Genomic DNA, 19,943 nt, shown 5'->3' with positions numbered 1-19,943 from the left:
GGTTGGTATAGTTTGAAAACTCATACACTATCTTACCGTAGCGGTTGAAGATGCTGATCTTTCTTACCTGAAGACCTGAAAGGTCGAAGTTGTCGTTCTTACCGTCTCCGTTTGGTGAGATACCTTTCTGGATGTTGCAGGTCGTTCCGTTTGCCGTGAAGTTGAAGCTGTAAGTACAACCTGTAACTCCACCAACAGTAACATTTACTACATAATCTCCTGTTTGTGTAACTACAAGACTTTGTTGAGTCCCTAAGATAACTGCAGGATCTGATGCTGTTGCCCAAGAATAAATAGCTGTACTTGCATCATAACTTGAATTTACCGGAAGTACTTCCATCGTATATTCTGAACCGTCACAAGATCCGTCAACAATTGCATCTACTGATGGAACTACGGTAACTAAAAAGCTAGATTGATCTGTACAATCTGAATTAGTTCCTGATTGTGCATAGATGTAAATTGTTTGCGTTTGTGAAATTACCGTACCTGCTGCAAGTTGAGATCCTGCGCCATTTTCTGCTGTAAAATAAGCATTTCCTGTACTTAATGTAGGAAGCGTATAGTTCTCACATACAATTTGATCAGAAATTACATCTGCAACCGGCACAGGCGTAACTAAAACTGTTGTTCCGTCTGAAGCAGAACATCCATTATTGTTAATTGTTACTTCATAGAATCCTGCTGTTGAAACCGTAATTGTACTTCCTGTATCAGGAAGCGGTGAGCCTCCGTCAACTGTCCAAGTGAATGTAACGTCTGAAGCATTAAAGTTCGTTGGCGTTACTGTTATTGTTCCAGAAGTACCTTCGCATAAAGAAAAATCATCCGTTAATGTAAATTGTGGCGTAAGATCTTGCACAATTAAATCAAATGTTTTGTAACCAATACATCCTGTTACATTGTTTAAGATTCTAATGAAAATTGGTTGCAGATTTGGAACAACATTGGTATATGTTAATGGTAAATCTCCAACATTAGCTTCTGCATCAGCTTGAGACAAGTGATATGAAACATCATATTCTGAAGCAGTTAAACCTGCAAGTAATAAAGTTGTATTTGTTGACAAGTCGAATGTTGAAAAACCACTTGGATCACATGCCACTAAATCATCAGGTTCACCTGTAATTACTTCAATTTCGTCATAAAATTCAATTCGAATTTCAGCAGTTACCGAACAAGTTGAACCCGTGAAAGCAGCGCTGATTGTATAAGTACCAGTTTCTGTAACTTCAAGATTTGGACCTGTTTGACCTGGAATAACAGCTCCGTTTTCATCTGTCCATGTAAAATCATAGTCATCTGGATCAAGACCGCTTTCAATTGTGTATGATTCTCCACCGCAAACAGCGTTTCCGCCAGCTACAGTTAAATCAACACCTAAGTCAATATCTCCGATATCAAAACTTCCTCCTTTTAAGAATACCGCAGAATTTACAGATGAATCTTGATAATCTGCAATTACCAACTTAATATGATAGGTTTGACCTACAATTACTGGCGCTTGAGCTGTCATAACCACAGTTTGACCACCATACCCTATAGCAGAAGCTTCAGGATCATCAACATTATATTGACCAAAATATTCGACATTTGCAGAACCACATGAAGGATTATTTGCGTTATCTCTAATGTTAACTACCGATACAGGAATATTTGTACCTGGAATTACAGCAAGGTTTTGAGAAGCTCCATTTGAATCTGTGAGTATAAATGCAAAAGCATCTGAATAATTACACTGGAATGTTCCATATTCGTTTGAAGCAAAAAGGAAGTCAAAGCTGATTTGATTTGTTAAAGGAACGAAATCAAATTCTAAAATAGATGCATTGTTTAATCCAGCTGTATTTCCGCCAGGAACAATTAATGCATTCAGCTCATCATCTCCAGGCCAAACTGAAGTGTCGAAAGTATCACTGTTTCCTGGATAAGGACCTTCTGCCTCAGAAATATTTCCTGTTGCTAAAACTACTCCATTTTCAAAAGGGAAGTTAGATCCATTTTGATCAAAATATCCAATACCGTTTGATTGTCCAAAGTCTGTTCCTGTTGAAGAAGTAACATTTGTCACGATAGCACAATCTGATCCAATTAATACGTCTTGAATAAGTTGTTGCATTGTATATTGTGTACCGTTAACTGCGATTGGCGGTTGTGGTGTTCTAATACAAATATCAAATGAAGTAGTCTGTGGACTTGAAGACCAAGAATATACTCTAATTTTATAAGTATTGCCAATCGTCAATCCATTTGCCTGACTTGAATTATTAAAAGTATTGCTACAATACAACTGTGTTAAAGCACCACATTGATCACCTTCATATAAGACGTGTACTAAATCTGTTGTACTTCCTGACACGTTTATCAATCCAATTGTATGTGATGTTGCAGTTGCTACGAATTCAAACCAAACGTCATCATCTGAATTTCCAAAACAGTCGTTTGTTTCTGGAGATTCTGTTGCACCGATCAAAATTCCTGAAGCTGTCTGCGCACAAACTAAATCTGGATTTACCGGAACTACAACCGCAGCCGCACATTCGTCGTTTTCAATTGCAGTTGAAAAATTTCTTGGCCCTGACCAGTTACTGAAATCAGTAGTACTACACAATGCTCTTACGAAGAAAGAATAAGCTGTTCCTGAAGTCAAACCTTCTAATGTGTAAGGTGGCGGTGTATTTACGATTATACTTGTTCCTGTTGGTGTATTTGTACCTGCTGGTTGATAAACAACTTCCCATGATGTTGCGCCTCCCATTTCATTCCAATCTAAAACTGCAGTCGTTAAAGTTGTACTTAACACTGCCAACGCCTGTGGTTTTGGACATGTTGGAGGAGTACAATTTACTAAACCTGTATAAAGTAAGCTATTTTGAGTTCCTTCGCCAGGTAACTTTGTATAAACATCTTCTTCATAAGCATCAATAACTTGGATTCCTACTTCTGATGCAAAACTTCCTCCAGAATTCCAGAATAATTCAAATGGAATTCCATTACATAACGGAACAGTTACTGTAACAGGTCCTTCACCAGTGGTAAATGTTGCTCCAATTGTTGCAACCACAACTCCGTTTTGGCGAACGCTCATTGTGTTGCCATTCCAACCATCGCCAAATTCATCTGTCATCACAAAAGAATAATTACATTGGTTGACAGCATCACAAACAGTTGTGTTAAAGAAATAAGGTCCGGCCCACGCACTAAAGGTTCCGTCGCCACAATCTGCTCTTACATAAAATCTATAAGCCGTTCCAGAAGTTAAACCACCAGCCGGATATGTTAAGTTATTTGTAGTTGTAACTCCTGCTCCAGAAGGTATCGGAGTGTTAGCCGTTTGTACATCTACTTCCCAAGAAGTTGCAAGATTTCCTGGATTTCCCCAAGAAAGGGTTGCAGAAGTCTGCCCAAATCCAGTTGCGCCAAGATTTGTTGGAGGCGTACAATTAACTTTTTGAATTAACAATGTGTAAGGTGTCGTTTGCGGCGACGCCCAAGTTGAAATAACGATAATATAAGTCTGACCCGCAGTAACTGCTAATGCTGGAATTTCTCTTATACCGGTACCAGAATTTCCTACTCCAGCAATACAACTTACTCCAACATTTGCACAACTATTGTAAACAAATATTCCAGAATAAGATCCTGTTGGCGTCATTGTTATATTGATTATGCCTGTTTCTGTCGCTGTATAAGCGTAAAACACATCATTCCCGTTAAGGTATGAAAAAGTAGCTCCACATGATGTTCCTGGAGCGCCTTCAACTGTATCTGAATAATTTGCAGTATCGTCTGTTGTTGAATAAGGCAAAGAAGGAATCTGAATAGCAGAGCTACACGTTTCACCAACTTGACTTACGGTAAAATTAAATGGTCCAACCCAGTTGCTGTTTGAATTTGCACACAGCGCCCTTATGTAATATTTATATTCTTGCCCGCCAACATAAGGAGTCTGAACCAAGGGTGAACCCGTTGCAGTTCCTGTTGATGCATAAGGCGAATTACCGTTATAAACCACACCATGCCCACTTGGAGTTGGCGTAGCCGCAGGTACAATTTCAATTTCCCATGAAGATGCTCCACCTGGATTATCCCATGTTAAACTTGCCGTTGTTGGAGTTATTGCTCCATTACCCAAGTTTGTAGGATCGATACATTGTTCTAAAATAGAAACAGTATCCACCAACCATCTTTCTGAAGAAGGCGCGTTAGCAATCTGTGTATTGATTAAAACAAAAGCCACATAAACCGTTGTTCCCGCAGGAACATTTAATGAAACCGCTTTTTCTTGGTACTCATTAAATGTAGTATTCAAATTTAATTCGTTCCATTCTTGCAACAGCGTAAACGTACTTGCGTCTGTTTGCGAAGTTGTGGAAATCCTAATTTGAAAAATAGAACCTTGGTTACCGGCTGTTTGCTGCCTTGTAAAAAAGCGTAACTGCCCATTTGATGGAGCAGTTACTGCAGGAGTAACTAACCAATCTTGCGACACATTTCCAATACCAAGATTGTCCACGGTTCCATTCATTAAAGCCGCTCTTGAACCTTGGTGAATCAAAGCAGGCGCACTGGTAGCCGCCCAAGAAATCTGGGTTCCAACTCCGTTATCGAAAACTGCCCAAGAACCTGAGCCAAGCGCCCAAGTGCCCGAAGCAGGCGTCGATGTGCCTTCGAATCCTTCTGACAATGCAACTTGTGCAACGCCCAGAAAAGAACTGAAGACCATTAAAAGTAATAATGTAATTTTTTTCATAGACTGAAAATATTTAGGTTGATTATAGATTCCGAAAATAGCGAAAAATAATTTTAACACAAAGTTATGAATCAACAATAATCTCATTAATAGACATTTGAAACAAATTTTTTGCTCAGTGTTAAGAAAATGTCAAATCTTTAAAAGTGGCTAATCTTTACTATCTTTGACATCTTAATTACTTTTATCTTGGATTCAACCACAAAAATCTACTTTGCTTCTGACCAACATTTCGGCGCGCCAACGCCCGAATTAAGCTTTCCTAGAGAACAAAAATTCGTTGCCTGGCTCGATGAAATAAAGAAAGATGCAACCGCACTTTTTTTATTAGGAGACTTATTTGATTTTTGGTTTGAGTACAAAACTGTGGTCCCAAAAGGTTTTGTTCGCGTCTTAGGAAAACTTGCAGAACTTCGCGATTCTGGAATTCCGATTTATTTCTTCGTAGGAAACCACGATTTGTGGATGGAAGATTATTTCCAGAAAGAATTGGACATTCCTGTTTATCATACCACCAAAGAATTCACTTTTGACAATAAACTTTTCTTGATTGGGCACGGCGACGGACTTGGTCCAGGCGATAAAGGCTATAAAAGAATGAAGAAAGTTTTTACTAATCCTTTTTCAAAATGGCTGTTTCGTTGGATTCATCCAGATTTGGGAGTTCGTCTAGCGCAATATTTATCCGTAAAAAACAAACTGATCTCAGGCGATGAAGACGTGGTTTATTTGGGAGAAGACAACGAATGGCTCGTTTTATATTCCAAAAGAAAGCTGGAAACCAAACATTATGATTATTTCATTTTTGGCCATAGACATTTGCCAATGACTATTAAGGTAGGAGAAAATTCTACGTATGCCAACTTAGGCGACTGGATAGGATATTTTACTTATGGAGTTTTTGACGGAGAAAAATTTGAGCTGAAAGAATATAAGTAAGTCGAAAGTTTAAAAGTCATAAAGTCAAAAGCATCAATATTGCAAATAGCAGTATAAATCAGCATGTTGTTCGCTTTATTGAAGTTTAAAAAACCATATATTTTTTATTAAAACAGATTAATTCTGGCAGACCTCATCTAAATAATCTTTCAATTGAATTTGAAAAATTGTGCCTTCAACCAAATCCTTAATCTGCAATAATTCATCTAAAGAAACGGCCAAATCAATTTGCTGTAAAGGTGTTTTCAATAAAAACTTGTGGCATTTTCTTTGAAATTGGCATCCGTTGCAATTCATTTCATCGCAAGTTGCGTCAATATTATCGGCAAAAATATTTAATTCTTCTTTTGACAGATAAAAACCAGTTTCCTTAAAAACCAATTGTACTTTGCTTTTCAAAATTTGTTTTTCTTTCTTCCAATGAAAAGCAACACCAAAATCATTGTAGTAAATTTGCTCGATTTCCTTCATAACCAAAATTATTTCAAACAAATATAAGAATTATTTAAAATGATTCTAAATTATTTTTTTAAAAAAATTATCGCAAAAAAAACAAACTTAACGTGATTGCTTCGTTCCTCGCAATGACTAACGATATTAGTTTTCTTTAATATCCCTCAGTCTCATCTGCAAACTCACATTCCCATTATATTCATTTTCATCAATCGAATAAACCGCTTGAAAAAATTGTCTGTTTGCTGTCAAATCTAATTTATCGCCAATTTTAAAGCCAATTGCTCCGATTCCTTCAGAGTTTCCTTGTTTTACAAAAAGCTTTAAATGTTCGTCATCTTTTCCGATTTTTTTTCCATAACCAGTATCGATTAAATCTTTAGTCAAGAAAATCGGAGTCATATTCATTGGTCCGAATGGTTCGAATTGCTTCAGAATTCTAATAAATCTTTCGTTGATATCGGTCAAATTAATTTCCGCGTCAATCAATATTTCCGGAATCAGAAGTTCTTCGGTAATCGTTTCAGAAACCACTTTTTCAAATTGATTTTTGAAATTTTCAAACTGGTCTTCTTTTAAAGTCAATCCTGCGGCGTACATGTGTCCTCCAAATTGTTCCAGGTAATCAGAACACGCTTCTAACGCATTATAAACGTCAAAATCTTTTACAGAACGTGCCGAAGCAGCCAATTTATCACCACTTTTTGTAAACACCAAAGTTGGACGATAATAAGTTTCAATCAATCGCGAAGCCACGATTCCGATTACGCCTTTGTGCCAATTTTCTTGATAAACGACTGTCGAAAATCTTTTTTCTTCCTTATTAACAGTAATTTGAGAAAGTGCTTCAATCGTGATTTGTTTGTCTAATTCTTTTCGGTCCACATTAAAAGTTTCAATTTCTTTGGCAAAAGCTTCTGCTTCTTCCAATCCAAATTCCGTTAAAAGTTGCACAGCATAATTTCCGTGTTTGATTCTTCCAGCTGCGTTAATTCTCGGTGCAATTATAAAAACAACATCGGTAATTGTCAGTTCCTTTTTCTTTACATTCTGCGTAATTGCCTTGAAACCCGGACGCGGATTTGAGTTGATTACGTCCAAACCAAATTTAGCTAAAATCCTATTTTCTCCAGTAATCGGAACAATATCAGCACCAATTGCTGTGGCAACCAAATCTAAATAAGGGATCAAATCTTCAATCGTCTGGTTTCTATTTTGGCCTAACGCTTGAATCAATTTAAAACCAATCCCGCAACCGCAAAGTTCATCGTACGGATAATTGCAATCTTGTCTTTTTGGGTCTAAAATAGCCACAGCTTCGGGCAAAGAATTCCCCGGACGGTGGTGATCACAAATCACAAAATCAATATTTTTTGCATTCGCGTAAGCAATATGATCGATGGATTTTATACCGCAATCCAACGCAATTATTAATGAAATTTCGTTGTCTTCGGCATAATCGATCCCTTTATACGAAATGCCGTAACCTTCAGCATAACGATCAGGAATATAGGTATCTACATTTGGATAAAAGCTTTTTAAGTAGGAAGAAACCAAGGAAACTGCAGTCGTTCCATCGACATCATAATCGCCAAAAACCAAAATTCGCTCTTGATTTTCAATTGCTTTTTCAATTCTAATTACCGCTTTATCCATATCTTTCATCAGATAAGGATCGTGTAAATCTTCTAATTTGGGTCTAAAAAATTGGCGCGCTTCTTCAAAGTTTTCAATGCCACGCTGAACGAGCAAAGTTGCTGTCAGTTCGTCAATATTTAAGGAATTTTTTAAGCTTTCTACTTTTTCTGAATCGGGTTTTGGTTTTAAGTTCCAACGCATTTTTGTATGGTGTTTATTTTTTCTGGATTAAAATATTTTTATCTTTTTTCTAGTAATGCTTCTCCTTCAAAATGAATTCCGTCCCAACCGAATTGCATAAAGTTCCGAATATTTTGATGATCATTCCCATCAGGATTTTTCAGAACATCATCAAAATAATAACTTCCAAAGCAAGCCAAAGTCGCTTCTTTTGAAAGATTTTGCAATTTTGCGAACGAAAATATCTTGCAAGAACCGTTATTTTCTCCGGTATTATTATGTTGATTTCCGTTTTTGAAAGCTGTTGGTTCAAAATCATAGTTTTCTTCAATGACATTTATCGTGTCTTGAAAAGTAATTGATTTTGGATTTTCTTCAAGTTGTTCTAAAAAAGAAATTGTAGTAGTCATTTTATTGATTGAAATAATTAATTCTCACCTCCACTTTTGCAAAATGACGGAACATTTCCATCACGCCACAATATTTTTCTACGGATAAATCCACGATTTTCTGAAGTTTTGTTTGGTCTAAATCACTTCCGTAGAAATTATAATCGACACGAACGGTGTGATAGAATTTCGGATGTTCTTCGGTCAAATCGCCTTCCACATCAATAGTAAAAGTATCGATTTCAGCACGCATTTTTTCGACCAACGAAGCGATGTCGATTCCGGTACAACCTGCAAGCGAAGCCAGCATCATTGATTTTGGACGCAATCCGTCGTTATTTCCTCCAAATTCTGAATCAGAATCCATCTTGATCAAACCCCCCGGATTTGTAGATTCGAATGACATATAACCTAGCCATTTTGTGTTTACTTGGTGAGTGTTCATAATTAAGATTTAAAAATTGAACGATTCAAAGATTTAAAAATTTCTTTGTCTAGAAAATCTGTGCTAATCTGTGCAATCTGTGTTTTACTTAGTAGGTTTTCCTCCAACAATAACGACAATTTCCCCTTTTGGAGGTTTTGTCTCAAAGTGTTTCAAAACTTCTGTTGCAGTTCCGCGAATTGTTTCTTCGTGTAATTTTGATAATTCTCTTGAAACCGAAACCGCTCTGTCTTCGCCAAAATATTGGATAAATTCTGCCAAGGTTTTTACCAATTTATGTGGCGAAACATATAAAATCATCGTTCGCGTTTCTTCGGCCAGAGCCAAATAACGTGTTTGTCTTCCTTTTTTATCAGGCAAAAATCCTTCGAAAACAAATTTATCATTCGGCAAACCGCTGTTTACCAAAGCTGGCACAAAAGCAGTCGCGCCAGGAAGGCATTCCACGTCAATTTTATTTTCAACACAAGCTCGCGTCAGCAAAAATCCAGGATCAGAAATCGCCGGAGTTCCCGCATCAGAAATTAACGCAATCGTTTCTCCCGATTTCAATCTAGCGATTAAATTCTCCACCGTTTTATGCTCGTTGTGCATGTGATGGCTTTGCATGTGCGTCCCGATTTCGAAATGTTTCAGCAGTTTTCCGCTGTTTCGAGTGTCTTCCGCCAAAATCAAATCTACTTCTTTCAAAACTTTTATAGCTCTGAAAGTCATGTCTTCAAGATTGCCGATTGGCGTGGGAACTAGATATAATTTTGACATTTATTATTTTTTTGACCGCAGATTCGCAGATTTTTTTATTCATTTTTGCCACAGATTAAAAGATTAAAAATGATTAGCAACTTGCTAAAAATCCATGAGAATCTTTGAAATCTGTGGCAAAAAAATAAATCTGCGAATCTGCGGCAACTTTTATTTAAATTTATTTTCAACAACTTCCAAAAAGCGCTCTTCAAAATCTTCTTTGCCTTTCCATTCGTTGTAATCTGGTTTTACCAAATCTTCGATGAAATTTTTAGCATCTTGAAACGTATCAAAAGTGTTCAATTGCGATAAAACTCGATTGAAATCCTCGTTGCTTCCGCCAAAAAGATGGTTTACAAAACCAACTCTGTCGTTCAAACCAATTGTAATTCCTTTGGTTACTTTTTCAACGTGAGGTTTTGGTTCTTCCCTTGGAGCTTCTACTTTTTCTTCCTCTTTTGGAGCTTCTTCATGAACTGTTTCTTGCGCTTTTACTTCTTCTTCTGGCTTTACTTCTGCTTTACTTTCCTCGTCGTGATCGTGTTCGTGCTTTTTCTCGATTTCTGCTTTCACGAATTCCAAATCCTTATAATGATCTCCTAAGAAATCTTCAAAAATGATTTGATGTCCCGATTCTTTAGCTACTTCTTCAACCGTTTCTTCTTCTTTTTTATCAAAAGCCAATTCAAAAGTTGGCATAAAATCATCATCTTCTTTCTTCGTTTCTTCCGTTTCCAATGAAGCGATTTCTTCGACTTTTGGTTCTACTTCTTGGTCAACAGCTTCTTCGGCTTCTTCTAAAGTTGGTTCTTCCGTTTCAAAAACAGTCGGCTCTTCTTCGTCTAAATCTTCTTCCGAAAGTTCGATTTGGCCTACAACCACTTTTTCTTCCTCTGAATTATCTTCCTCTGAAACAACTTCTTCCGTTTCTTCCGCAGATTTTGTTTCCTCTTCAGATTCAGCTTCGGCTATCTCTTCGTTTTCAGATTCGCTTTCTTCCACCGCTTCTTCTTCTTTGATTTCTTGCGAAACTTCTTCTTTACTCTCAACGTTTTCAGTCAACTCAGCAACCTTTCCCTCTTGGCTAACTTCTTCTTGGCTTTCCTCAAAAGCAGTTTCCAAAACTTCATAAGCTTCAGATTTGCCGATGGTAGGTTGCAATCCTGCGAAATTTTCTTCTACGAAAAGCAAAACAGACAGTTTCTCATACAATTTTTGAGATTCTTGGTGCAATTGAACCAACTCTGATTTGTTTTTCAGCTTCAAGATTCTGTGTGCAATGCTGATTAATTCGGCTTCTAACTTTTTCTTCATAACTTTTTTGATATTATATTGAGTAAAGCGACGGTTTTCTACTATTTTTGTTTCTGTCAAAAGTAAAAAAAACTAATCCTTTTTAAGGCTGAAAATTACAAAATGTTTCTCGAAAATACAGTAAATCATAAAGAACAATTTGGGTGGATTGAAGTAATCTGCGGTTCGATGTTTTCGGGAAAGACCGAAGAGTTGATTCGTAGATTGAAAAGAGCTCAATTTGCCAAGCAGAAAGTGGAGATTTTTAAACCTGCAATCGACACGCGCTACCACGACGAAATGGTGGTTTCGCACGATTCAAACGAAATTCGCTCCACGCCGGTTCCAGCTGCCGCAAACATCAGAATTTTGGCGCAAGGTTGTGAAGTTGTCGGCATTGACGAAGCACAGTTTTTTGATGACGAAATTATTTCAGTTTGCAATGATTTAGCCAATTCTGGAATTCGCGTGATTGTTGCCGGATTAGACATGGATTTTAAAGGAAATCCCTTTGGCCCAATGCCAGCACTTATGGCGACCGCTGAATATGTGACAAAAGTACACGCAGTTTGCACCAGAACCGGAAATTTAGCCAATTATAGTTTTAGAAAAGCGAACAATAACAATTTGGTTATGCTTGGTGAAACCGAAGAATATGAGCCGCTTAGTCGTGCTGCTTATTTTAATGCGATGAAGGAATTGCAGGATAATGAGGAAAGTTTTTTTGCTAAGAAAAAGGATCTGTAATTCAGTATTAATTTTTTAGACGAAATTCTGTACAATGTAATTAATTTTTTAATATCAACTAATTCTATATCTAAATATGGCAGAAGATATTATACAAAAAGCGATAGTAGAAGTTCTCCGCACTTATCTAAGCTACGATGACAATTTAATTCAGTACCTTCTCGATAATCCTAATTTTATTGATAAAGAACGGATTAAAACAATTGATAATTTAGAAGTCATTATTTATCCTAATGATCATAATCCACCACATTTTCATGTAAAATCGAAAGACCTAAAAATTGACGCCAAGTTCTTTATTGAAACGGGAGAATTGTACAAAGGCGAAATTAGCTCTAAAGATTTAAAAAAAATAAAAGCTTTCTATCAAAGTCCAAAAGGAAAAATTTTAATGGAAATTGTTTGGAAAAAATATCAAAATGAAATGCAATAAATATTCATTTATGCTTTAAGGTTTAGCTACGATGGATTTTAACTTTGACAAATCAATTATTAATTCACAAGTTTACTTTTTAACTTTGTAACTTTGAATCTCTCCAACTTTCAAACTAAAAAAGAAAACTTGAGCTTAAAAATCCAACACATAATTCCCGAAATTAAAGCTGTTTTCCACGGAAATTCAGAACTAGAAATCGACAACGTTTCTATCGACAGCCGTTCGCTTCAGAATAATTCTGGAACTTTATTTTTTGCTTTATCTGGAGCAAATAATGATGCGCATCAATATATTGAAGACTTGATTTCAAAAGGAGTTCAGAATTTTGTCGTAAATCATATTCCAAATAATTTAGAAGGAAAAGCTAATTTTTTAGTCGTAGAAAACACCTTAAATGCGTTGCAGGATTTTGCTTCTTTCTATAGAAAATCGTTTCATTTCCCGATTATCGGAATTACCGGAAGCAACGGAAAAACCATCGTGAAAGAATGGCTGAATTTTCTTTTGAGTCCGGATTATAATATTATCAGAAGTCCGAAAAGTTATAATTCCCAAATCGGAGTGCCGCTTTCGGTGATTTCGATTAATGAAAAACACAATCTCGGAATCTTTGAAGCCGGAATTTCCACTACGAACGAAATGGAAAATCTGGAAAAAATCATCCAGCCGACGATTGGAATTTTGACCAATATCGGTTCTGCACACGACGAAGGCTTTTTAAATTTGGAAGAAAAAATTACGGAAAAACTCCGCCTTTTTAATAATTCTGAAATTCTTATTTACCAGAAAAATAATTTGGTTGATTCGATTGTAAATCAAAAGACAAAAACATTTACTTGGAGTTTTGAAGATGACAAAGCGGATGTTTTTATTACGAAGAAATCAACTTTAGATAAAACACAATTAAGCATTAAATATGAAGCCATTTCTTTTGACGTAATTATTCCGTTTCAAGACAAAGCTTCGGTTGAAAATGCTATCAATTGCTTGATGACTTTATTGCATTTAGGTTATTTACCAGAAGTAATTCGGGAGAGAATTCAATTGTTGTATTCTGTAGAAATGCGACTGAAAGTTAAAAACGGAAATAACAATACAGCGATAATTGATGATAGCTACAGTTCTGATTATCAATCCTTAAAAATTGCTTTAGATTTTTTAGAACAGCAAAAACAGTACAAAAAGAAAACGATAATTCTTTCGGATATTATTCAAAGCGGATTGCCGACGGATGAATTGTATACCAAAGTTTCGGAATTAGTAACTTCTAATGAAATTGACAGAATCATCGGAATCGGAGAAGAAATTTCCAACTATTCTGAAAGTTTCAAAAACATAATTACCTATAAAAATACGCCCGATTTTATTGCTGATTTCAAGAATCTGACCTTTGAAAACGAAACGATTTTGATCAAAGGCGCGCGAATTTTCCAGTTTGAAGAAATTACCTCTTTACTGGAAGAGAAAACGCATGAAACGGTTTTGGAAATCAACTTGAACGCAATAAGCCACAACTTAAATTTCTTCAAATCTAAATTAAAACCGGAAACCAAATTGATGGTCATGGTCAAAGCTTTTGGTTATGGAAGCGGCGGTTTTGAAATTGCAAAATTATTAGAATATCACAAAGTAGATTATCTTGGCGTTGCTTTTGCCGACGAAGGAATTTCGTTGAAAAGCGCAGGAATCACGTTGCCTATTATGGTTTTGAATCCAGAAAATACAAGTTTTCCCGCAATAATTGAGCATAATTTAGAACCCGAAATTTATTCGATTAAAGGTTTGCGGGCCTTTTTGAAAATCGCCGACCAGAAAAACTTACAGCATTTTCCTGTCCATATAAAATTGGATACCGGAATGCATCGTCTTGGTTTTCAAGAAAATGATTTAGAAGAATTGATTGCGACTTTAAAAAATACGCCTTCTATAAAAGTAAAAAGTATCTTGAGCCATATGGCGACGAGCGACGATTTGAAACATCACGAATTTGCAAAATCCCAGATTGCTTTGTTTGAAAAATTGTCTTCAAGAATTATAAACGAACTTTCAATAAACCCGATTCGTCACATTTTAAATACGTCGGGAATTAGCAATTATCCAGAAGCGCAATATGATATGGTTCGCCTTGGAATTGGACTTTACGGCGTTTCAAATGATCCGTCCGAAACAAAATATTTAGAGAATGTAGGCACTTTAAAATCCATTATTTCCCAAATCAGAACGATTCAAGCCGGAGAAAGTGTGGGTTATGGAAGACGTTTTATGGCAGAAAAAGAAACCAAAATTGCAACAATTCCCATTGGTTATGCCGACGGAATTCCTAGAAGTTGGGGAAACGAAACTGGTTATATAATGATTAAAAACCAGAAAGCGAATATCGTTGGAAGTGTTTGCATGGACATGTTGATGGTGAATGTTTCTGAAGTTAATTGCTCGGAAGGCGATTCTGTAATTATCTTCGGAGAAAATCCAAATGTGACTTATATCGCTGAAAAATTAGGCACAATTCCTTATGAAATCTTAACTGGAATTTCTCATCGTGTAAAACGGATCTTTTATCGAGAATAGTTTTTTTTCTTGAAATGTTAAATTTTTTTATTTAATTTAGCTTAAAACTAGTTTAAATCAACCAAACAAATAATTATGGGATTAGTAAAAGAATTTAAAGAATTTGCTTTTAAAGGCAATGTACTCGATCTGGCCGTCGGTGTTGTAATTGGCGCGGCGTTTAGTGCAATAATAAAATCGCTCGTAGATGACGTAATCACGCCGTTACTTTTAAATCCGGCTTTAGAGGCGGCGGGCGCAAAAGACATTGCAACCTTAGAATGGAACAGCGTTAAATATGGTAACTTTTTATCAAATGTAATCTCGTTTTTCATTGTGGCAATCGTGCTCTTTTTAATTATAAAAGGTGTAAATTCTTCACGCAAAAAAGAGGTTGAAGCTCCAGCGGCACCACCAGCTCCTTCAAATGAAGAGAAGTTGTTGATGGAAATCCGTGATTCTTTAAAAAGCAGACAGTAATAAATTTCCGCTACATTATATATTCTAACTTAAACCGTTCCTTAAACTGGACGGTTTTTTTGTTTTTAAATATTTTTCATAACAATTTGTTATATTTTAAAAATACGTTTTTTGGATTACTTAATTAGCTACTTTTGCATTCAGAAAATCAGTTTAACAATTAAAAATATTGATATGAAAGTTGCTGTTGTTGGCGCAACCGGAATGGTTGGCGAAGTAATGCTTCAAGTTTTGGCAGAAAGAAATTTTCCTGTAACCGAGTTAATTCCAGTTGCTTCAGAGAAATCTGTGGGCAAAGAAATTGAGTTTAAAGGAAAGACATATAAGGTTGTTGGATTAGAAACTGCCGTTGCCATGAAGCCAGAAATCGCTTTGTTTTCAGCTGGTGGCGAAACTTCATTAGCTTGGGCACCAAAATTTGCTGAAGCTGGAACCACAGTAATTGACAATTCATCAGCTTGGAGAATGCACACTGACAAAAAATTAATTGTTCCTGAAATCAATGCTTCGGAATTGACAAAAGACGATAAAATCATTGCAAATCCAAATTGCTCGACTATTCAAATGGTTTTGGCTTTGGCGCCTTTGCATAAAAAATATAATATCAAAAGAATTATCGTTTCTACTTACCAATCGATCACAGGAACTGGCGTAAAAGCTGTAGAACAGTTAGAAAATGAATATGTTGGAGCAAAAGGTGAAATGGCTTACAAATACCAAATTCACAGAAATGCAATCCCGCAATGTGACCTTTTTGAAGATAACGGTTACACCAAAGAAGAAATGAAATTGGTTCGTGAAACGCAAAAAATCTTGAGCGATAAAACCATTGCCGTGACTGCAACTGCGGTTCGTGTGCCAATTGTTGGTGGCCATAGCGAAGCCGTAAATGTGGAATTTTCAAATGATTTTGAAGTAAGCGACATCAGAAGAATTCTTCACGAAACGCCAGGAGTTGTGGTTCAGGATAATACTGATACTTACACTTATCCGATGCCTTTATTTGCACAAGGAAAAGACGATGTTTTTGTGGGAAGAATTCGCCGTGATGAATCGCAACCAAACACTTTAAATATGTGGATTGTGGCGGATAACTTGAGAAAAGGTGCCGCTACAAATACGGTTCAAATCGCTGAATATTTAGTTGCGAACAAATTGGTTTAAGAAAATTAAATTTTATAAAAAGGAAGCTGTGATTGAAAAGTCACGGCTTTTTTTATGCGCATTTTTAAAAATCTTGAACCCAAAACCCAGTTCCATGAACCTGCTTAAAAACTCTTAAAATATGTTAAAACATTAAATTTTACTTTTCACTTCCCTACATTTGCATCGGATGAAAAAGAAATTTGTACTCATAAATCTCTCTTTAATGCTGACGGTATTGTTCTCGATACTGTTTCAGTCTGTCCATTCTTACGAGCATTTTTTAGATCAGGAAACCACTTTTGTCAGTAATTCAAACAACGATGGAAGTACAAAAATCCAAACTTTAGATCACAATCACGAAAAATGTTTTGTTTGCGAATTCACACTAAGCAATTTTATTGCCGCAGAATTCACGACTTTCAAACCTCAAATTTCATACAGGGCTTTCGCCCAATTTAGTTTCCCCGCTACAGAAGCACCAAATTTTTTCTCAGGAACACTTCTATCGCTCCGCGGTCCGCCGTCAAACTGCTAATTGATTTAGAGGGAACTCCCCTACTCTCTGGCTTTTCCACGTTTTGGAACTAGCCTCAATTATCATTTTAGATTTTTTCAAAATGCGCTATATTTTATTATTTGCTTTCCTTTTTATAGGAAATCAATCTCTTGTATATTCCCAAAATTCATTATCGGGAAGAATTACTAATGAGAAAAATCAACCTTTGGCGGGTAGCCACGTCCACATATCTACGTATTTCGCAAACACAGATGAGTCGGGAAACTTTGTAATTAAAGGACTTCCGAATGCCCGTTTGCAGGTTTTTGTAGAATATTTGGGTTATAAAACTTTGGATACAATTCTAGACTTCCAAGGAAATAAAACCTTAAATGTTTCATTAAAACCAGATGTTTCGCAATTGCAAGAAGTGGTTTTGAAAGAAACGTATGCCAAAAATAAAGCCCAAGAAATCAAAACTGCGACTATCGAAAAATACAGCAGTGAAAGTCTGGGCGATGCCTTGAAAGAAATCAGTGGCGTTTCATCTTTAAAAACCGGAAACACGATTGTCAAGCCGATTATCAACGGTTTGCACAGCAGTCGCGTGTTGATCATCAACAATAATGTGCGTCTCGAAGACCAGCAATGGGGAACCGAACACGCGCCAAATATGGATGTCAACACAGCTGGAAAAATCTCGGTTATTAAAGGTGCAAACGGACTTCAGTTTGGTGGCGATGCCATCGGAGGAACGGTCGTTATTGATCCGCCACATATTCCCGTGAAGGATACTATTTTTGGAAAAACAATCTTGAACGCTCAGTCAAACGGTCGTGGCGGAAGCGTTACTTCTTCCCTTTTTAAAGGTTATGAAAGCGGTTGGAATTGGAATCTTCAAGGAACTTTCAAATATCTCGGCGAATTTCAATCTCCTGATTATGTACTTTCAAATACGGGAAACCGTGAAAGAAATTTGTCTGGAAGTCTTGGATACAAAGGAGAAAACCAAGGATTTAATTTTTTCTATAGTTATTTCAATGCCGATATCGCGATTTTGAGAGCGTCGCACATTAGCAGTACTTCTGATTTGATTCGTGCCATAAACAGTGGCGAACCGCAATATATTTCAGATTTTACGTATGATATCGATGCTCCAAAACAGCAGTTGCAACATCATTTGGGAAAAATAAATTATTATAAATTATTCTCAAATGACCGAAAACTGTCGCTTCAATATTCGTTTCAATTCAATAATCGTTTAGAATTTGACCTTCGCCGTGGTGATGATAAAGACAAACCTTCGCTAGATTTAGATTTAAAAACACATACGGTAAACGCTGATTTTGAAGGAAATTATTCTGAAAAATTCAAGTATAAATTTGGGATAAACGGCGGTTATCAGAACAATTTTGCCGACACAGAAAATACGAATGTTCGCGCTTTGATTCCAAATTATGACAAGTTCGACGCCGGAGTTTACGCCATTGGAAATTATGTTTTCAATGACAAGCTTTCCCTTGAAACCGGAATTCGTTATGACTTCAGTCACATTGATGCCAAGAAATATTACTTGAAAACAAGATGGACAGAACGTGATTATGACGATGAATTTAGCCAGTTTATTATTGGTGAAGAAGGTCAGCAATGGTACACAAATCCAGTTTTTAGTTATCATAATTTTTCTGGTAGCGCAGGAACAAATTATGAAATTAACGAGAAATTGAACTGGATTACAAATATCAGTTTGACCAGCAGAAATCCGAATCCGGCAGAATTGTTCAGCGATGGTTTGCACCATTCCACCGGACAAATTGAGTTGGGAGATTTGCGATTGAAACGCGAAGTTGCTACAAAATTTTCTACGGCTTTAAATTACAATACAAGCAAATTTGCTTTGGAAATTAATCCGTATGCGAATTTCATCAACGACTTTAAAGTTTTGATTCCAACGACAATTATCTTGTCAAATCGCGGACCATTTCCGGTTTGGGAATACCGTCAAGTTGATGCAAGGCTTCTGGGAATCGATGTTACTGCCGATTATGATTTTGCAAAAAATCTGAATTGGCATTCGACTGCCGCTTATGTTCATGGCGAAGATTTAACCAATAATTCAGCTTTAATTGACATGCCTCCGTTTAATTTTAACAACACGGTGAGTTTCAAAAAAGCGAATTGGAACAATCTTATCTTGAGCTTAAAAAACGAAACTGTTTTGACCCAAAAACGATATCCGAATAATGATTTTTACGTAGATGTGCTTGATACTGGAGAACCCGTAAGTACTTTGGTTGAAATAAGCAAACCGCCAAAAGGATATAGCCTGCTGCATTTTAATTCAGAAATGAGTTTTGATGTTTTTGAGAAATCTAAAATGACCCTCGGATTTAATATCCAAAACCTTTTGAACACGAACTACCGCGATTATTTGAACAGAACACGCTATTATGCAGATGATTTGGGACGTAATTTCAGAGTTCAATTAAAATTAAATTATTAAAACTAAAACCATTATCAAAAATGAAAACGATTAAATTTTTATCACTAAGCCTTGTAGCAACTTTATTTTTCACATCTTGTAGCAACGATGACAGTCCGGCTGGAGCTGTAAATGAGGAAGAAGTGATTACCACTTTAACAGCAACATTAACTGGCGGAGGCCAAGTTATTACATTGAAATCACAAGATTTAGACGGAGCTGAAGGTCCGTTGGCGCCGGTTGTTACCGTTTCTGGAAACCTTGCCGCAAATACGAATTATTCAGGAAGTTTAGATTTGCTGAACGAAGCGGCTTCACCAGCAGAAAGCATCACCGAAGAAATATTGGAAGAAGCTGCTGACCACCAGTTTTTCTTTAATGTTTCAAACAGTTTGGGGTCGTTTGCATACGCGGTTCCAAATGATGAAAACGGAAATCCAGTGGGATTAAATTTCACTTTCTCAACGGGAGCAACCGTTGGAACTGGAACTTTGACAATCATCTTAAGACACGAACCTAGCAAAAGCGCTGATGGAGTTGCATCAGGAAATATCACAAACGCAGGTGGTGAAACTGACATTCAAGTTAGCTTCCCAATTACCGTTCAATAACAATTAAATATTTAGTAAAAAACCGCTTTAACAGGCGGTTTTTTCTTTTTATAAATTATATAAAATAATATTATTAACTAAATACTTTCGATTAATTTATTCACATCATAATTTCATTAACATATTTTTAGTAATTTAGAATTTTGAATAATCATTTAGTAACC

16 protein-coding genes are annotated in these 19,943 nt (G+C 36.3%); 9 read left to right on the top strand and 7 right to left on the bottom strand.

From position 1 onward, the window contains the following. On the bottom strand, positions 1-4,753 hold a 4,753-nt coding region (locus tag ACFPVY_RS13850; RefSeq protein ID WP_379792700.1), incomplete at its 3' end, for a choice-of-anchor L domain-containing protein. A 189-nt stretch (positions 4,754-4,942) separates the two neighbouring features. Here ACFPVY_RS13850 and ACFPVY_RS13845 point away from each other — a divergent pair. Next, entirely contained in the window at positions 4,943-5,692 is a 750-nt protein-coding gene (locus ACFPVY_RS13845) for a UDP-2,3-diacylglucosamine diphosphatase (protein ID WP_379792699.1), read from the top strand. Positions 5,693-5,809: 117 nt separating this feature from the next. On the opposite strand, the gene ACFPVY_RS13840 is transcribed toward ACFPVY_RS13845, so the two are convergent. The 6 genes from ACFPVY_RS13840 to ACFPVY_RS13815 all read right to left on the bottom strand — a co-directional run bounded on the left by ACFPVY_RS13840 (position 5,810) and on the right by ACFPVY_RS13815 (position 10,855). Continuing rightward, positions 5,810-6,163 carry a hypothetical protein gene (locus ACFPVY_RS13840; RefSeq protein WP_379792698.1) on the bottom strand — a complete coding sequence of 118 codons (354 nt, stop codon included), beginning with the start codon at positions 6,161-6,163 and terminating at the stop codon, positions 5,810-5,812. Between the two features lie 126 nt (positions 6,164-6,289). Continuing rightward, on the bottom strand, positions 6,290-7,984 hold the full coding sequence (gene recJ / locus ACFPVY_RS13835) for a single-stranded-DNA-specific exonuclease RecJ (RefSeq protein ID WP_379792697.1): 1,695 nt from the start codon (positions 7,982-7,984) through the stop codon (positions 6,290-6,292). Between the two features lie 38 nt (positions 7,985-8,022). Then, the gene (locus tag ACFPVY_RS13830; RefSeq protein ID WP_379792696.1) at positions 8,023-8,373 is read right to left on the bottom strand and encodes a HopJ type III effector protein; all 351 of its coding nucleotides are present in this window, start codon (positions 8,371-8,373) and stop codon (positions 8,023-8,025) included. 1 nt (position 8,374) lies between these two features. Next, positions 8,375-8,797: an OsmC family protein gene (locus ACFPVY_RS13825; RefSeq protein WP_379792695.1), complete on the bottom strand. Its 423-nt coding sequence runs from the start codon at positions 8,795-8,797 to the stop codon at positions 8,375-8,377. An 84-nt stretch (positions 8,798-8,881) separates the two neighbouring features. Next, positions 8,882-9,559, bottom strand: coding sequence for a 16S rRNA (cytidine(1402)-2'-O)-methyltransferase (gene rsmI / locus ACFPVY_RS13820; protein ID WP_379792694.1), 678 nt, complete (start codon positions 9,557-9,559; stop codon positions 8,882-8,884). A 150-nt stretch (positions 9,560-9,709) separates the two neighbouring features. Then, positions 9,710-10,855, bottom strand: coding sequence for a hypothetical protein (locus ACFPVY_RS13815; protein ID WP_379792693.1), 1,146 nt, complete (start codon positions 10,853-10,855; stop codon positions 9,710-9,712). A gap of 102 nt (positions 10,856-10,957) precedes the next feature. Here ACFPVY_RS13815 and ACFPVY_RS13810 point away from each other — a divergent pair, with 102 nt between their 5' ends. The 8 genes from ACFPVY_RS13810 (at position 10,958) to ACFPVY_RS13775 (ending at position 19,779) form a co-directional block, all read left to right on the top strand. Then, positions 10,958-11,581 carry a thymidine kinase gene (locus ACFPVY_RS13810; protein WP_379792692.1) on the top strand — a complete coding sequence of 208 codons (624 nt, stop codon included), beginning with the start codon at positions 10,958-10,960 and terminating at the stop codon, positions 11,579-11,581. Between the two features lie 76 nt (positions 11,582-11,657). Continuing rightward, positions 11,658-12,014, top strand: a complete 357-nt coding sequence (locus ACFPVY_RS13805) for a DUF4160 domain-containing protein (protein WP_379792691.1) — start codon at positions 11,658-11,660, stop codon at positions 12,012-12,014. Between the two features lie 129 nt (positions 12,015-12,143). After that, positions 12,144-14,585: a bifunctional UDP-N-acetylmuramoyl-tripeptide:D-alanyl-D-alanine ligase/alanine racemase gene (locus ACFPVY_RS13800; protein WP_379792690.1), complete on the top strand. Its 2,442-nt coding sequence runs from the start codon at positions 12,144-12,146 to the stop codon at positions 14,583-14,585. A gap of 75 nt (positions 14,586-14,660) precedes the next feature. Continuing rightward, entirely contained in the window at positions 14,661-15,044 is a 384-nt protein-coding gene (gene mscL, locus ACFPVY_RS13795) for a large conductance mechanosensitive channel protein MscL (RefSeq protein WP_379792689.1), read from the top strand. Between the two features lie 174 nt (positions 15,045-15,218). Continuing rightward, positions 15,219-16,208, top strand: coding sequence for an aspartate-semialdehyde dehydrogenase (locus tag ACFPVY_RS13790; RefSeq protein WP_379792688.1), 990 nt, complete (start codon positions 15,219-15,221; stop codon positions 16,206-16,208). Positions 16,209-16,377: 169 nt separating this feature from the next. After that, positions 16,378-16,725 carry a hypothetical protein gene (locus tag ACFPVY_RS13785; RefSeq protein WP_379792687.1) on the top strand — a complete coding sequence of 116 codons (348 nt, stop codon included), beginning with the start codon at positions 16,378-16,380 and terminating at the stop codon, positions 16,723-16,725. Positions 16,726-16,807: 82 nt separating this feature from the next. Further along, positions 16,808-19,189 carry a TonB-dependent receptor gene (locus ACFPVY_RS13780; RefSeq protein WP_379792686.1) on the top strand — a complete coding sequence of 794 codons (2,382 nt, stop codon included), beginning with the start codon at positions 16,808-16,810 and terminating at the stop codon, positions 19,187-19,189. A 20-nt stretch (positions 19,190-19,209) separates the two neighbouring features. Then, on the top strand, positions 19,210-19,779 hold the full coding sequence (locus ACFPVY_RS13775; protein WP_379792685.1) for a type 1 periplasmic binding fold superfamily protein: 570 nt from the start codon (positions 19,210-19,212) through the stop codon (positions 19,777-19,779). Positions 19,780-19,943: the final 164 nt, after the last annotated feature.

It is taken from the genome of Flavobacterium qiangtangense (assembly GCF_042658345.1).
In the GTDB taxonomy this organism is placed as follows: Bacteria; Bacteroidota; Bacteroidia; order Flavobacteriales; family Flavobacteriaceae; genus Flavobacterium; species Flavobacterium qiangtangense.
The sequence above is the reverse complement of the archived record's forward strand: the minus strand, read 5'-3'. Positions and strand labels throughout refer to the sequence as shown.

Coding starts and splice junctions, on each gene's coding strand:
- rsmI (WP_379792694.1), bottom strand. CDS start 9,559: ATGTCAAAATTATATCTAGTTCCCACGCCAATCGGCAATCTTGAAGAC.
- ACFPVY_RS13780 (WP_379792686.1), top strand. CDS start 16,808: ATGCGCTATATTTTATTATTTGCTTTCCTTTTTATAGGAAATCAATCT.
- ACFPVY_RS13830 (WP_379792696.1), bottom strand. CDS start 8,373: ATGACTACTACAATTTCTTTTTTAGAACAACTTGAAGAAAATCCAAAA.
- recJ (WP_379792697.1), bottom strand. CDS start 7,984: ATGCGTTGGAACTTAAAACCAAAACCCGATTCAGAAAAAGTAGAAAGC.
- ACFPVY_RS13775 (WP_379792685.1), top strand. CDS start 19,210: ATGAAAACGATTAAATTTTTATCACTAAGCCTTGTAGCAACTTTATTT.
- ACFPVY_RS13785 (WP_379792687.1), top strand. CDS start 16,378: ATGAAAAAGAAATTTGTACTCATAAATCTCTCTTTAATGCTGACGGTA.
- ACFPVY_RS13815 (WP_379792693.1), bottom strand. CDS start 10,855: ATGAAGAAAAAGTTAGAAGCCGAATTAATCAGCATTGCACACAGAATC.
- ACFPVY_RS13790 (WP_379792688.1), top strand. CDS start 15,219: ATGAAAGTTGCTGTTGTTGGCGCAACCGGAATGGTTGGCGAAGTAATG.
- ACFPVY_RS13825 (WP_379792695.1), bottom strand. CDS start 8,797: ATGAACACTCACCAAGTAAACACAAAATGGCTAGGTTATATGTCATTC.
- ACFPVY_RS13805 (WP_379792691.1), top strand. CDS start 11,658: ATGGCAGAAGATATTATACAAAAAGCGATAGTAGAAGTTCTCCGCACT.
- mscL (WP_379792689.1), top strand. CDS start 14,661: ATGGGATTAGTAAAAGAATTTAAAGAATTTGCTTTTAAAGGCAATGTA.
- ACFPVY_RS13810 (WP_379792692.1), top strand. CDS start 10,958: ATGTTTCTCGAAAATACAGTAAATCATAAAGAACAATTTGGGTGGATT.
- ACFPVY_RS13840 (WP_379792698.1), bottom strand. CDS start 6,163: ATGAAGGAAATCGAGCAAATTTACTACAATGATTTTGGTGTTGCTTTT.